Raw genomic sequence first — 14,367 nt, 5'->3', positions numbered from 1 at the left:
CGCCATTGAGGCGGTTTTCAAATTCTGTTATATAAAATTACAGGTCTTTAAATTCTGCAATATCTTCCAGTGATTTTACCTGGTTTAAGGTAGATTTAATTTCGTCTTTTTGTGCCTCTAAGATAGATACAACTGTTTGTGGTAATTCAGATTTATGTTCTAATACCTCATTGTATTCTTCTACAGCAGCTTTTTCTCCAGTTATACATTCTTCTAGAATCGCTTCATCTGTATTGAGACTTAACGCAGCTTTAATATTCATCCAGCTCCTGTGTAAATCTCCTTTCATTGATCCATCATTATCTGGTTCCTTGTTCATATTCTTAATTTCCCCAGATAAAGAGGCAGCAAATTCTGTGCGTCTTGCACCTTGTTGTGCTAGCCATCTTTTTAACTGCACATGCTCAGTGACTTCTGCAGCATTTGCATAACCACGTTGCGCATCATAGGTTTTTTCTAGTAAGTCGTTTAAGTATTTCTCAGTTTTTATAGTTTCCATTGATATTATTTTCTTTTAATATAGCACTGATGTCAACTAGAACTTCTTAAAAAATTGTGAGTTGAGATATGTTTAACGATTTTGTATTTAGAGTGAAAAAGGAGTGAACAAAAAAAGCGATAATCCTGAAGACCATCGCTATCTCATTTGTTCACAATAAAAATCTATTTGTCGCTTTTTAACTTAGATAACTTATTTCTTTCGTCTTGAAGTTGTCGTCCTAATTTTTGCTCTTTTTCAATAGATTTACGTCTTAGTTCCTCTAACTCTTCTTCGGTAGATTGTAATTGTTTTTGAGCAGCTTTAGTAGTAGAATTACTGCTTTTAAAACGCATACTCATCAACACAAAAAGAAAACCTAAAACTCCTACAATGGACCAAACGACGGTATTATAGACACTTTTATTAGTTTGAATTCCGAAAAAATTCATGGAATCCTTTTCGGCATTTACTCCAGTTAGACTAGCATTAGTTTCTTGCAATTCTTGTTCTAAAGAGGCAATGCGGCCGTCCTTAGTCGCTATAGAATTTTCTAACGAGCTTATTTTATCATTTAATTGATCTAAATGCTCATTAGTGTTTCTACGTAGTTCATTAATCGACCGTTGTTTGATAACTTTAAATTCTTTAAAATTATTTGATTCGGTAATTAATGTTTCAAATTGGGCGTCGATACTTTTTACACTATCGGTTTCCTGAGCTATAGTACTATAACTTATAATCAGAAATAATGGTATTAGAAAAAAATTCATTTTTAAAAATGTGACGTTATGTTGAACTTAGAATTGTGGTCTTTATTGTTAGGAATTACTTCCAGTTGATAAGAAATACTTAGGTTCTAATGAGTTCGTATGGTATTATAAATTGTTGAGCATCCGCTTTCGCGAAAGCGATATCATTAAAAGCCTCATGAGATAGAGGCTTTTAAAGTATCATATAAATTTAATCATCGTTAATCGTAGCAAGAAATTCTTCGTTATTACGAGTTTGCTTGATCTTTTGAGAAATGAACTCCATTGCTTCCACAGGATTCATGTCAGCCAGATACTTGCGTAAAATCCACATGAATTTCATTGTTTTCTCGTCTAGCAATAAATCATCACGACGTGTAGATGAAGAAGTAAGATCAATAGCAGGGAACACACGACGGTTAGATATATTTCTATCCAGTTGAAGCTCCATGTTACCTGTTCCTTTAAATTCTTCAAAAATTACCTCGTCCATTTTAGAACCAGTTTCTGTCAATGCTGTTGCGATGATAGATAAAGATCCACCACCTTCAATATTACGAGCCGCACCAAAGAAACGTTTAGGTTTATGTAAAGCATTTGCATCTACACCACCAGAAAGTACTTTACCACTTGCAGGTTGAACTGTATTATAAGCACGAGCAAGACGTGTAATCGAGTCTAGTAAAATCACAACATCGTGACCACATTCTACCATACGTTTTGCTTTTTCTAGAACAATGTTAGCCACTTTTACATGGTCATGTGCTTCTTTATCAAATGTAGAGGCAATTACCTCACCGTCTACATTGCGTTGCATATCTGTTACTTCTTCCGGTCTCTCGTCTATTAGTAAGATAAGCTGATATACTTCAGGGTTATTTGCTGCTATCGCGTTTGCAATATCTTTAAGTAGCATGGTTTTACCTGTTTTAGGTTGTGCTACTATCATCCCACGCTGTCCTTTTCCTATAGGGGCAAAAAGATCCATCACTCGTGTAGAAATACTAGCACGTCTACCAGCAAGGTCAAATTTTTCTTCTGGGAAAAGAGGTGTAAGGTGCTCAAAAGAAACACGATCACGCACTACTTTAGGGTCCAGACCATTAATTTGAGAAATCTTAATTAATGGGAAGTACTTTTCTCCTTCTTTAGGAGGACGTACCATACCTAGAACTGTATCACCAGTTTTAAGACCGAAAAGTCTTATTTGCGATTGTGATACGTAGATATCATCAGGACTGGCTAGATAATTGTAATCACTACTGCGCAAGAAACCATATCCATCTGGCATCATATCAAGAACACCTTCACTTTCTATGATTCCATCAAATTCAAAATCAGGATCGCGGTAACGGTTGCGCGTGTCTTTGTTTCCTTTAGGAACGTTTGCCTGATTACTGTTGCTGCGTGTATTTTTTTGACGGCTGTTACGGTTGTCGTTTTTATCTGAACTGTCGTTGCTAGAATTATCTTTGGAATCAGTAGTCTCCTTTGGGGCGTCTTTTTGAGAATCTGTTTGATCCTTTGATTTGCTTTTAGAAGATTTCTTTTCTTTTCTAGGTCTAGGATTAGGCCTACTAGGGTCTTTGCGTCCTTTTAATGTTTCTTCGGTAATTACAAAATCATCTTTCTCATCAGATTTTGATTCTTTTGAAGTTTCTTTTTTAGGAGCTCTAGGTTTTCTTTCCTTTTTTGCCGCAAGTTTTTTAGGAGCTACTTTTTTTACAGGAGCCTCTTTTTTATCCGTTTCTGGAGTAGCTTCTATATCGAGACTTTTTACAACCTCTGGATTTTCTGCTTGCAGGTCTAGTATTTTATAGACCAGGTCTAGTTTGCGTAATGATTTAATTTTAGGAACATTAAGACCTTTTGCGATTTCCTGTAATTCAGGAAGTTTTTTTGATTTTAAATCAGCTATTTGAAACATATAACTTTAGTAAATGTATAATTTGTTTTCAGGGGAAATTTAAAGTTCAAAAATTATGAGAAAAATTTTGAACTGCTAGGTAACCTATAAAGAGTAAGTTACTCTGTTATGCACTGCAATTATACACTAAAAAATTAATATCTGTTGTTCTTTTTGCAGCTATTGTTATATTTTTGCTTTGCTTTTGTAAAATAGCATATATGATACAACGTATTCAAACTATATATTTATTTATCGCTGCATTGGTCTCTGGAGTCCTTATATGGATCGTGGAGTTCTATATAGATGGAGAAGGAAATGAGTTTGTGGGAATGGATAGTAGCTTGTATTATGGTATATTTGTTTTAAGTGCAGTTTTATCGTTAATTGCGATATTCTTATATAAGAATAGACAGTTGCAAACTGTGGTTAACAGATTAAATTTGTTATTAAACCTTTTTATACTAGGAGTTTATGTATATCAATCGCTAATGATGTCTGGAGAAACGGCGGTTTCTGAGAAAGGCATTGGGATGTTCATTCCTATCCTATCTATCGTTTTAATCGTCTTGGCTAACAAGGCAATAAGAAAGGATGAACAACTCGTAAAATCTGCAGATAGATTACGATAAACGCAAAAATCTTAGTAATATTAGTGAGAAATCCTGCAAGGCGCCACCTTGCAGGATTTTGTTTTTTAAGGAAGTTTTTCTTTTTTTCTCGCTTTCGCGAAAGCGGATTTTATTTCACCACTTTTTTGATAACAACCAGAAATTTGAATTAAGAGATCATATATGAACTTTATTAATGATAATTATTTACGGTCCTTTTCAATAACTTCTAGATTACTAATCTTACCATCATTAATCTCAAATCGCAACATCGTGCGTTTTTGGTGAAATCCATGCATACCTATAGCACCTGGATTCATGTGCAGGCAATTGATCTTTTTATCGTTGACCACTTTGAGAATATGTGAGTGTCCACAAATAAAAATATCAGGCGCATTGTCATATATTTCTGGTCGTACACGCTGGTTGTATCGGCCAGGATAACCGCCTATGTGCGTGATCCATATATCCATTCCTTCACAGGTAAACCGATTGTGCTCTGGAAACTGCATTCTTGCGTTATCGTCGTCTATATTTCCCCAAACGCCTCGCAAGGGTTTAAGAGCTGCAATTTGATCTGTAACTTTAAGATCGCCTATATCGCCAGCATGCCACACTTCATCGGCTTGTTGGACATATTTAAGGATGAAATCATCCATGTGACTATGAGTGTCTGAAAGAAGTAATATTTTCATTTTGCAAAGATAGTTGGTTAGTCTTTTAGTTTTTGAGTCTCTGAGTCCTTCAGTTTTTGACGACCGACTGCTCGCGTTCTCTTCGAGAACTCTTGTGACCTATGACTACCGACTTTTTGACTGTCATCATAATATTCAAAGTTGCGGGCTTAAATCCGCAACTTTGAATATTCGTCTTTCATCTTTTTTGAAAATTTAAGTTCGAGTTCGATTTCAAATTCATTCCTCTTATCTTTGTTCCAATGCAAGAAACTTCACGTTATTTTATGGAATTGGCTTATGATGGTACTAAATATCACGGCTGGCAAAAACAACCTCAAAGCATTTCTGTTCAAGAGGTAATAGAAGATGGGCTAAAAAAAATGCTACGCGAGAACATACGTATTCAAGGAGCAGGAAGAACTGATACCGGAGTACATGCGGCTTTTATGGTGGCTCATTTTAATTATGATGGCGAACTAGATCTCGAGCATTTAATTTATAGGTTGAACCGCTGGATCCCAAAAGACATCGCTATTTATGATATCAGGCCAGTACAAGAAACTGCACACGCGCGCTTTCATGCTACAAAGCGTTCCTATGAATACCATTTTTTACTAAGACCTGATCCTTTTCAAGTAAATCAAGCTTATGTGCTTTTTAGAAAACCAGATTTTAAATTAATGGAACAAGCCGCTTCTATATTGCTAGATTACAAAGATTTTGAATCTTTCTCTAGAGTAAATACAGATGTAAAAACATTTATTTGTGATCTTACTGAAGCCAGATTTGAATATAAAGATCACAAAGTCATATTTCATATTACTGCAAATCGCTTTCTACGTAATATGGTACGAGCGATTGTGGGGACTTTGTTAGAAATAGGTTACGGTAAAAGGACTGTAGAAAGTATGCATGATATCATTGCTTCCAAGGATAGAGGTCAGGCAGGAGCTAGCGCAGCTGCCTCAGGTTTGTTTTTAACTAAAATTGAATATCCTAAGGAGCTTTTCTTATGAAGTCAAAAGTACTTTTTCAAGAGTCTCAAAAGTTCCAGCAATGGTGGCTGTGGATTATTGTAATAGGTCTAGTAATTGTAGCAGCATCAACCTTTGATTATTCAGAACCATTGAAAAATCAGTTGACAGTTGATAAAGTTATATTAACTATAACAGCTGTAGGGATTTTGGTTTTATTTTTGACGTTAAAATTAAGTACTCGTATTACTGAAGAAAAAATTCAGATGCGCTATTTTCCATTTGTCAAAAAAGACTTTTACTGGAAAGATATGACCAGTGCTCAAGTAATAGATTATGGTTTTGTAGGCGGCTGGGGCATCAGGATCTGGACCAGTTATGGAACCGTTTATAATGTAGGTGGTTCTAAAGGACTTCACATTAAAATAGCTGATAAACAGTACGTCATCGGTACACAAAAAGAAGAAGAATTGCGATCTAGTATCGCACATTTACTTAAATAAATATGGCTTCAACTACAGGTAATGCATTTAATATGTCTCTTTTTAAGAGATTGCTTTCTTATACAAAGCCTTATAAACTAACTTATTACTTTGTTGCTTTGAGCGCCATTTTGATTGCTGTAGTCGCCATTGGGATGCCGTATTTGATTAAAGTAGCAATTGATAATCATATCGTGCCTCAGGATTTCAATGGTTCTCAAACTATTCTAGGAATTGAATATGGAGGTTTTGTAGGAGTGATAGTCCTGATGGTAGCTGTACTCGTTGCAGATGTATTATTACAACTCAGTTTTATTTATTATGCTAACTGGTTAGGGCAGCAAGTAATACGCGATTTACGTATCAAACTCTTCAAACACATGATGGGTTTCAAGATGCAATACTTTGATAAAAGTGCTGTAGGTAAATTAGTAACCAGAGCAGTGAGTGATATAGAAACCATTGCAAGTATTTTTTCTCAAGGTCTTTTTGTGATTATTTCTGATCTGTTGAAAATGTTAGTTGTTTTAGGCTTTATGGCGGTCTCAAGCTGGAAGCTGACCTTAATAGCTCTTATTGTCATGCCATTTATTCTTTACGCTACGCGTGTTTTTCAAAAGGCCATGAAAGTAGCCTTTGAAGAAGTGCGTACACAAGTAAGTAATCTTAATTCATTTGTTCAAGAGCGTGTTACAGGCATGAAAATCGTGCAGATTTTTAATCGAGAAAAGATTGAATATGAGCAATTTAAAGAAATTAATGACAAGCATAGAAATGCTTGGGTAAAAACGGTTTGGTACAACTCGATTTTCTTCCCGATTGCAGAAATGGCTTCTAGCATTACCATAGGTCTGATCGTTTATATAGGAGTTGTAATGAATATAGGAACTCAAAATTCAGAATTAGTAGTACCAATTGGTACTATAGTCATGTTTATTGATTTGTCTCAAAAACTCTTCAGACCATTACGCCAGATTGCAGATAAATTCAATACCCTACAAATGGGAATGGTTGCTGCAAACCGTGTTTTTGGAATTATAGATACAGAGTCGCAAATAGAAGATCAAGGTGAATTGATCGCAGCAGATTTAAAAGGTATCATTGAATTTAAAAATGTAGATTTTGGTTACGTAGAGAATGAGTTGGTTTTAAAAAACTTGAGTTTTGAAGTTCAAGCGGGAGAAACCGTCGCTATTGTAGGTGCAACTGGAGCTGGAAAATCTACGATTATAAATCTGTTGTCACGTTTTTATGAAATTAATAGTGGAGAGATTTTGATTGATTCCGCTTCCGCGAAAGCGTACCAACTTTCATCTCTTCGATCACAAATAGCAGTGGTGCTACAAGATGTTTTCTTGTTTGCAGATACTATTCTCAACAACATAACACTTCAAAATCCTGATATTTCGGAGGCAGATGTAATAGACGCGGCAAAGAAAATAGGCGTTCATAAATTTATCATGACCTTACCTAACGGATACCAATACAACGTGAAGGAAAGAGGAGTGATGTTGAGCTCTGGTCAACGCCAGTTAATTGCGTTTTTAAGAGCTTATGTTTCTAACCCTAGTATTTTGATTCTTGATGAAGCGACTAGCTCTGTAGATGCTTATAGTGAACAATTGATTCAAGATGCTACTGATATCATCACTGAAGGCCGTACCTCCATAGTTATTGCACACAGACTTGCTACCATTAAAAAAGCCGATAAAATAATCGTTATGGACGCTGGAGAAATAGTAGAAATGGGAACACACAATGAGCTCCTTGAAAAGGAAAACGGTTACTATAAAAACCTTTATGAGGTTCAATTCTTGCAGCAAGAGGTAGCTTAAATTATCCAAAATTAGTTTCAAAGAAACCTTTTACATCATAGCCTAATTTATCAGCGATTAAAGCTCCTATAAACCCTAGTAATACTGATAGTATTACTGATAGCACTAACAATATTAATATTGTAATAAAACCAACTAGAGATTTAAGAATAGTTGAAGATAAATCTAGTTTAAAACATCTTTTGTAACAATAGGCATTATACAAAAACATTGCAGGATAAGTCACGTAAGACCAATACGTAAATAATTCTGGTGAAACCCAAAGTAATATTAGACTTATTGGGGTAGTGAGAATAATTATTTGTGAATAAGTATACATATAGAATACTAACTGTTCCGTATAATTGAAATAGCGTTTTCCCCAGAAAGTGATACGACCTGCCAAGGCAAGTATTGGAATTGTCAAGAATACTATCAAACTCTGATAATCCATGACTTTATTAACAACTCTCAGTTGCCTTTCTAGCTGTTCTTTATTTAGTGTATTATAAGCAGTTCCAGAATATTGCTCCAAAGTGTTTGCAAGGTATTCATCCATTGCGCCACTATTTTTCATAATGAACATATATATTCCAGTAACAAAAAGTGATAATAAAATATAACGTACAGCATCCATGTAGTTCACACGACGCCCATTCATATAGCCAAGAATAACTGCTTCAGGACGTCTAAATAAATCTAGAAAAGTACGTACAAATTTAGTGTCTAATCCTATATACATGTCGGCAAAATCGTGACCTACTTGCCGCATAGTAATGCGATTCTCAATCCATTTACAACCACAGCTGGCACAATGTGTCTTACCTGCATAAATAAGCTCGTTACAGTTTTTACAGTTTCTAACCATGGTTGTGTATTTCGATTTATTAAATATGCTTCTTCATACCAATTAAAAGCGAGAATTAAAGTACACCAGTTGCTTTGAGAATAAGTCCGACTATAATTCCAACGATTCCAATTAATATTCCTGAAGCAATAAAAACTCCTATAATAATAAATATGGAGACCAATGTTTTTGTGATAATCGTGGCGTTATTTAAGTTAAAGCATTTCTTATAACAATAAGCATTGTACAAGTATAATAAAGGAAACGTTACAAACCCCAAGTAAGAAAAATAATCTGGTGCAAAGAAAACAAGTAGAATTGTTATAGGTGTAGTAGCCATCACAAAATGACTATATGTATATAAATAAAATACGATTTGCTCTGTAAAATTAAAATATCTTTTCCCCCAAAAAGTTAATCTAGCAGCAAAAGCAAGCAGCGGAATTGTCAAAAGCAAAAAGAACCCTTGGAATTCAAAAATTTGCTGGGTAAATTTCTGAGCTTGTGCAGTACTCTCTATGGCTTGCTGTTCAGGCATTCCCATGTCCATATAGGCTTCCATTGTTGCTGCTGCCTGACTGTCAATTATTTTATCAATGGCACCTGTTTGTTTAAGAACAAAGGTGTAAATACCAGTAACAAAAAGTGATAATAAAATATAACGTACAGCATCCATATAGTTCACACGGCGGCCGTTCATATAACCTAAAATTACGGCCTCTGGCTTTTTGAATAAGTCCACAAATGTTCTCACAAACTTTGTGTCAAAACCTAGGTACATGTCGGCAAAATCATTGCCTACTTGCCGCATAGTAATGCGATTCTCAATCCATTTACAACCGCAATTTGCACAATGATTTTTTCCAGCATAAATAAGTTCGTTACAGTTTTTACAATTTCTTTCCATTGTCCTAATCGATTGTAATTGATTTAAGTAGTTCTGGCCGTATTAAAAAAGTAAGTCCTATAATAATTACCACAAAAAATATTAAGTATATAACAGATATAATTTGAAATACAATCATTGCAATCAATGTTTTCAAAACGATTTGCCCGAGGTTTAATTGAAAACATCTTTTATAGTACCATGCAAATTGAACAATGGTAAGTGGTGTTATTATCAAGGATATCACTTGATAGTCAATAGTAAATCCTATGACTAGTGGAGTGAGTAGAAATGTCAAAATATTTATAAACCCAAATATGTAAATACAAAAGACCAGATGTTCTGAAAAGTTATATTTTCTAGTATCAATAAAAACCAAATAACCAGTAAGAGCATAAGCGGGAATAAAAAAAGTAGTAAATAACCCTATATAATCGTAGAAATAACCAACGTATGTTTGTACTGATTCAGCATCTTTCAAATCACCAAAACCTAAGGTATCTGGAGCAATATGTTTCAAAATAAAGATTTGTAAACCTATTAAAGTCAAGCTAATTAGATAAAAGCTAGCTGGGTTGACATATTTTTTACGCTGTCCTTTGATATAACCATCAATTACATCTTCTGGATATTTTAATAAGGCAATAAGTGTAACGAGAAACACATTATCCGTTCCTAGATATCGATTGGAAACTTCCGTCACGATCCTTTTAGGTGTTAACCTATAATCCACCCATTTAGAGCCGCAATTAGAACAAAAGTTTTGTCTTGCATATAGCATTTTACTACAATTCTTACAGTGTCGTTCCATCAGGCGAGTAATGATTTAATTTTTTTGACCAGCTCTTTGGTGTCTGAGTAGGTTTCAAAAGCTCCTTCTTGAACCAGTGATATTTGTCCTGTCTCCTCACTTACTATAATGGCAATAGCACTACTTCTTTCGGTTAAACCTAAAGCAGCTCGATGTCGCAACCCAAAGCGTTGAGGTATTTTTCTGTTTTCTGATAATGGTAAAATAACTCTTGTAGCAGTTATTTTGTTCCCTTCCACAATCATGGCGCCGTCATGTAAGGTGCTGTTTTTATAAAAGATACTTTGAATAATAGAAGAGTTAACTAGAATATCCTGCTCATCACCTGTGTTCTTAATGAAATCTAGGGATCCATCTCGTTTAATTCCTATGAGAGCTCCAGTTTTTGTCGCACTCATCTTTTTACAAGCTTTTACAATCTCATCGACTACGATGTCGTTAGTATCTTTCTCTTCTTGAAAAATGCGCAATTGTTTTAAAAAACGTTTTCTAGAAGTGAATTGAGTAGAGCCGAGCATCAATAAAAACCGCCTAATTTCTTGCTGAAAAACTACAATAAGTGCAACTACACCAGCTCCTGTAACAGCGCCTAAAGCCTGACTCAACATCTCCATTTTCATAAAAACGGTAAGCTGGTAAATAAGATATATAATAAAAATACCTATAAAAATATTAAGAGCAGCAGTTCCTTTTACTAATCGGTACAGATAAAAAACTACCGCAGCAACCAGTAAAATGTCTATTAAATCAATTATTCTAAATCCAGGTAATTCCATGTAGTAAAAATAGAATTAATTTATTGTTAACTCCTTAAATAGCTTGATAGTTTCCATTGCCTCTTTCACATCATGAACGCGTAAGATCTTTGCGCCATTCATTAAACTCACCATGTTTAAAGCTGTGGTACCATTTAGCGCTTGTTGAGCAGTAGTGTTTAAAGTTTTATAAATCATGGATTTACGAGATACACCTGCTAGAATAGGAACATTATGAGCTTGTAGTAAATTAAGATTTGAGAGCAATTCAAAATTTTGTTCTCGAGTTTTTGCAAACCCAAATCCTGGATCAATAATAATATCATTGATTCCATAAGATCTTGCCGCAGCAATACGTTCAGAAAAATAATAATTAATTTCTAAAATCATATCATCATAATCGGTCATGGATTTCATTGTTTGTGGAGTACCACGCATATGCATCATGATGTAAGGGATTTGAAAATTTCCAACAATTTGTAGCATGTCTTCAGATAAATGACCAGCGCTTATATCATTCACAATGGTTGCACCGTGGCTAATAGCTTTTTTTATTACGCTTTCGCGAAAGCTGTCACAAGACAAACCTTTAATATCAAATCGAGCTGTAATCAAATCAAGAACCGGAAGTACTCGAGAAAGTTCTTCTTCAACAGAAATATCAGTACCATCTGGACGCGAACTATAGCCACCTACGTCTATAAAAGTAGCTCCGTCGTCCAGCATTTTCTCTACTTGGTTCAAGATTGCAGCATCATTTTTGAGCTTGCCTCCATCATAAAAAGAGTCTGGTGTGCAGTTTATAATGCCCATTACATGAGGCGTAGAAAGATCGATAAGTGTACCTGCGCAATTTATAGTCGCCATGAAATATGGTTAATTGAGTTTTAAATGCGAAATTTACACAAAATTTGTACTACGCATGTCCCAAACTAGCCAGCAATACGATGCCGTTATCTCACAATGTCGTGATTTGTTTTCAAAAAAAATGAAAGATTACGGTAGCGCATGGCGCATTTTAAGATTGCCATCACTTACCGACCAGATTTTTATAAAAGCTCAACGCATTAGAGGATTACAAACTCTTTCTGAATCCAAAGTAGATGAAGGACAAGAAAGTGAATTTATAGGAATTATCAATTATTCCATTATGGCGCTTATTCAACTAGATAAAGGTGTGGTAGAACAGCCAGATTTAACTTTAGAAGTATCTCTCGAGCAATACGATCATCATGTTGCTGTAACAAAGCAGCTTATGATGGATAAAAACCATGATTATGGTGAAGCGTGGAGAGACATGCGCGTAAGTTCTTTAACTGATTTGATTCTGCAAAAACTACTGCGCGTTAAACAAATAGAAGACAACGAAGGAGCCACGCTAGTTTCTGAAGGAATCGATGCCAATTATCAAGACATGATTAATTATGCGGTTTTTGCAATGATTCATCTAGCAGAATAATTTTAGGTAATGAATTTCTCCTCAAAAATCTTAGAAGAAGCCGTTAATCAAGTATCGCAATTACCTGGAATAGGAAAGCGTACTGCTTTGCGACTGGTGTTACATTTAATGCGACAGCCAGAACAAAATACGGACTTGTTAAGTGATGCATTGCTCAAAATGCGTCATGATCTTAATTTTTGTAAAAATTGCCACAATGTGAGCGATGTAGAAATTTGTGAAATTTGCTCCAGTCTTAATCGCGATCAGTCCATTGTTTGTGTTGTAGAAGATATACGTGATGTCATGGCTATAGAAAATACCAGCCAATATCGAGGTCTCTACCATGTTTTAGGTGGAAAAATTAGCCCGATGGATGGAATAGGTCCACAAGATTTAAAAGTAAGATCACTAGTAGATCGTGTGAAAAATAAAGGTGTTACAGAGATTATTTTTGCTCTTAGTCCTACAATAGAAGGCGATACGACCAACTTCTATATTTTCAAACAACTCGATGGACTAGAAGTGAATACATCAACCATCGCGAGAGGAATAGCCGTAGGAGACGAGTTGGAATTTGCCGATGAGGTAACACTAGGAAGAAGTATTTTACATCGTGTTCCCTATGAGAACTCGCTCAAAAGTTAAGGCTTAGGCTTGAAAATTTTTTAATTTAATGTGAGTTTGATGTAGAAAAGTCCGTATTTGAATATGGATCAATAAGATAATAAATAAAGAGTTGAGTGGTCAGTTTGAGCGCAGTCGAAAACGAGAAAATATAGTAAATCTACAAATAGTCACAACTGCGTTTGAATTGACAATTTTGTTAATATTTGAAGGTCATGAATTTATTTATGACATTAGGTCGAATTCATGGTAATTTATTGATGATAGTTTAAAAAAATTATGTTGCAAGTTGAGATGATTATTATACAATTATCCCTAAATAATTTTATATTTACTATTAATGAATAAGGCATTTATTTTTTTCTTCTTTTTGTCACATGGACTAGTTTCTTCTAAAGTGACTTCATTTATAACGATCGACAGTGGTACACTGGAATTTATTGAAAAAGTGAATTATAATCTTTACAAAAAAAATGAATTTGTCTTCAAAAATACCACAAGTAAAGATGGCATATCATCCTTGCCAGTAAGCGTCGATTTTGATTCTATTTCTTTTGAAAAAAAGAATTTTGAAACAATAGGTTTCAAGAAAGAAGAATTGAATAAGGTAGTGTATATGAAGAGGTCCATTTTTGAAATGGACGAGATCGTAATTACAAATCAACGTAAGGGTATATCAATTTTAGGAGAAAGATCTAGATTTTTAAAAAGGAGGTCAAGAGCATTGAGTAAAGACGCAAAATATGGTTTGTTATTTAATCTTACCAACTCAAAAGGTTCTAATATTAGTAAAGTTGGTTTTTATGTAGATAAAGTAATGCATAGAACTACATATAAAATTAGATTTTATGCTGTGGAAGAAATAGGAAATTTTATGGAGTTTCAAAAGTTGAACTTTACTGAAGAGTTATTTGAAAGTCCAACAATGATATTAGAAAAAGGCGCTAAAAATAAAATTGATATTGATTTAAAACCCTATGAAGTATTTATTAATGCTCAAAAAGTATTAGTTTCGATTGAATTGCTAAATTATTATGATGAAGCTCAAAACATTATTGTCCCTGAATTTAAGGATCAAACAAAGCTTAAATTTCAGTTATCTGAACGTCTAGATTACTATGCAAAAACAGTAGACTTATATACTAAAGAATTATCGGATGAATTAATCAATATCAATTTGATGATAAACTATGACTTTGCTACACAGTTTTTTGAGAAACCCCATAAAAGCATTCTTGTGGCTCCTGCTATTTTACTGTATTTGAATAATCATTAATTCCAATGAATTTGAAAGCTATCATATCACTCA

Annotated in this window: 16 protein-coding genes; 7 read left to right on the top strand and 9 right to left on the bottom strand. The window is 34.4% G+C overall.

What is annotated here, in order from left to right:
• Positions 1–37: 37 nt before the first annotated feature.
• The 3 genes from DDD_RS02215 to rho all read right to left on the bottom strand — a co-directional run bounded on the left by DDD_RS02215 (position 38) and on the right by rho (position 3,157).
• Positions 38–499, bottom strand: a complete 462-nt coding sequence (locus tag DDD_RS02215) for a ferritin-like domain-containing protein (protein WP_015361096.1) — start codon at positions 497–499, stop codon at positions 38–40.
• Positions 500–663: 164 nt separating this feature from the next.
• Positions 664–1,251, bottom strand: coding sequence for a hypothetical protein (locus tag DDD_RS02210; RefSeq protein ID WP_015361095.1), 588 nt, complete (start codon positions 1,249–1,251; stop codon positions 664–666).
• Between the two features lie 190 nt (positions 1,252–1,441).
• Positions 1,442–3,157, bottom strand: coding sequence for a transcription termination factor Rho (gene rho, locus DDD_RS02205; protein WP_015361094.1), 1,716 nt, complete (start codon positions 3,155–3,157; stop codon positions 1,442–1,444).
• A gap of 200 nt (positions 3,158–3,357) precedes the next feature.
• Between rho and DDD_RS02200 the strand changes: the two genes are divergently transcribed.
• Positions 3,358–3,768, top strand: a complete 411-nt coding sequence (locus DDD_RS02200) for a DUF4293 domain-containing protein (RefSeq protein WP_015361093.1) — start codon at positions 3,358–3,360, stop codon at positions 3,766–3,768.
• A 182-nt stretch (positions 3,769–3,950) separates the two neighbouring features.
• On the opposite strand, the gene DDD_RS02195 is transcribed toward DDD_RS02200, so the two are convergent.
• Positions 3,951–4,442, bottom strand: coding sequence for a metallophosphoesterase family protein (locus DDD_RS02195; protein WP_015361091.1), 492 nt, complete (start codon positions 4,440–4,442; stop codon positions 3,951–3,953).
• Positions 4,443–4,684: 242 nt separating this feature from the next.
• Between DDD_RS02195 and truA the strand changes: the two genes are divergently transcribed.
• From truA to DDD_RS02180, 3 genes are read left to right on the top strand one after another with little or no spacing between them, the layout of a single operon-like run.
• Entirely contained in the window at positions 4,685–5,440 is a 756-nt protein-coding gene (truA, locus tag DDD_RS02190) for a tRNA pseudouridine(38-40) synthase TruA (RefSeq protein WP_041566859.1), read from the top strand.
• On the top strand, positions 5,437–5,901 hold the full coding sequence (locus tag DDD_RS02185) for a hypothetical protein (protein WP_015361089.1): 465 nt from the start codon (positions 5,437–5,439) through the stop codon (positions 5,899–5,901). Before truA ends, DDD_RS02185 begins: the two co-directional genes overlap by 4 nt.
• Before the next feature lie 2 nt (positions 5,902–5,903).
• Positions 5,904–7,715 carry an ABC transporter ATP-binding protein gene (locus DDD_RS02180; RefSeq protein WP_015361088.1) on the top strand — a complete coding sequence of 604 codons (1,812 nt, stop codon included), beginning with the start codon at positions 5,904–5,906 and terminating at the stop codon, positions 7,713–7,715.
• Position 7,716: 1 nt separating this feature from the next.
• Here the strand turns inward: DDD_RS02180 and DDD_RS02175 are convergent, their stop codons facing one another.
• The 5 genes from DDD_RS02175 to folP are packed head-to-tail and all read right to left on the bottom strand — an operon-like array spanning position 7,717 to position 11,860.
• Positions 7,717–8,562, bottom strand: a complete 846-nt coding sequence (locus DDD_RS02175; RefSeq protein ID WP_015361087.1) for a DUF3667 domain-containing protein — start codon at positions 8,560–8,562, stop codon at positions 7,717–7,719.
• 55 nt (positions 8,563–8,617) lie between these two features.
• Complete coding sequence (locus tag DDD_RS02170; protein ID WP_015361086.1) at positions 8,618–9,448, bottom strand: DUF3667 domain-containing protein; 831 nt, start codon at positions 9,446–9,448, stop codon at positions 8,618–8,620.
• Positions 9,449–9,452: 4 nt separating this feature from the next.
• The gene (locus DDD_RS02165) at positions 9,453–10,208 is read right to left on the bottom strand and encodes a DUF3667 domain-containing protein (RefSeq protein WP_158441673.1); all 756 of its coding nucleotides are present in this window, start codon (positions 10,206–10,208) and stop codon (positions 9,453–9,455) included.
• A 29-nt stretch (positions 10,209–10,237) separates the two neighbouring features.
• Positions 10,238–11,014, bottom strand: a complete 777-nt coding sequence (gene cdaA / locus DDD_RS02160; protein ID WP_015361084.1) for a diadenylate cyclase CdaA — start codon at positions 11,012–11,014, stop codon at positions 10,238–10,240.
• A gap of 15 nt (positions 11,015–11,029) precedes the next feature.
• Positions 11,030–11,860 (bottom strand): dihydropteroate synthase, encoded by an 831-nt coding sequence (gene folP / locus DDD_RS02155; RefSeq protein ID WP_015361083.1) that lies wholly within the window; start codon positions 11,858–11,860, stop codon positions 11,030–11,032.
• Between the two features lie 55 nt (positions 11,861–11,915).
• Between folP and DDD_RS02150 the strand changes: the two genes are divergently transcribed.
• From DDD_RS02150 to DDD_RS02140, 3 genes are all read left to right on the top strand, one after another.
• On the top strand, positions 11,916–12,452 hold the full coding sequence (locus DDD_RS02150) for a DUF1599 domain-containing protein (protein WP_015361082.1): 537 nt from the start codon (positions 11,916–11,918) through the stop codon (positions 12,450–12,452).
• 9 nt (positions 12,453–12,461) lie between these two features.
• Positions 12,462–13,079, top strand: a complete 618-nt coding sequence (gene recR / locus DDD_RS02145) for a recombination mediator RecR (RefSeq protein WP_015361081.1) — start codon at positions 12,462–12,464, stop codon at positions 13,077–13,079.
• Between the two features lie 319 nt (positions 13,080–13,398).
• Positions 13,399–14,334, top strand: coding sequence for a hypothetical protein (locus DDD_RS02140; RefSeq protein ID WP_015361080.1), 936 nt, complete (start codon positions 13,399–13,401; stop codon positions 14,332–14,334).
• Positions 14,335–14,367: the final 33 nt, after the last annotated feature.

Source organism: Nonlabens dokdonensis DSW-6, assembly GCF_000332115.1.
Taxonomy (GTDB): Bacteria; Bacteroidota; Bacteroidia; order Flavobacteriales; family Flavobacteriaceae; genus Nonlabens; species Nonlabens dokdonensis.
This window is presented reverse-complemented; position numbering and strand designations above follow the sequence as displayed.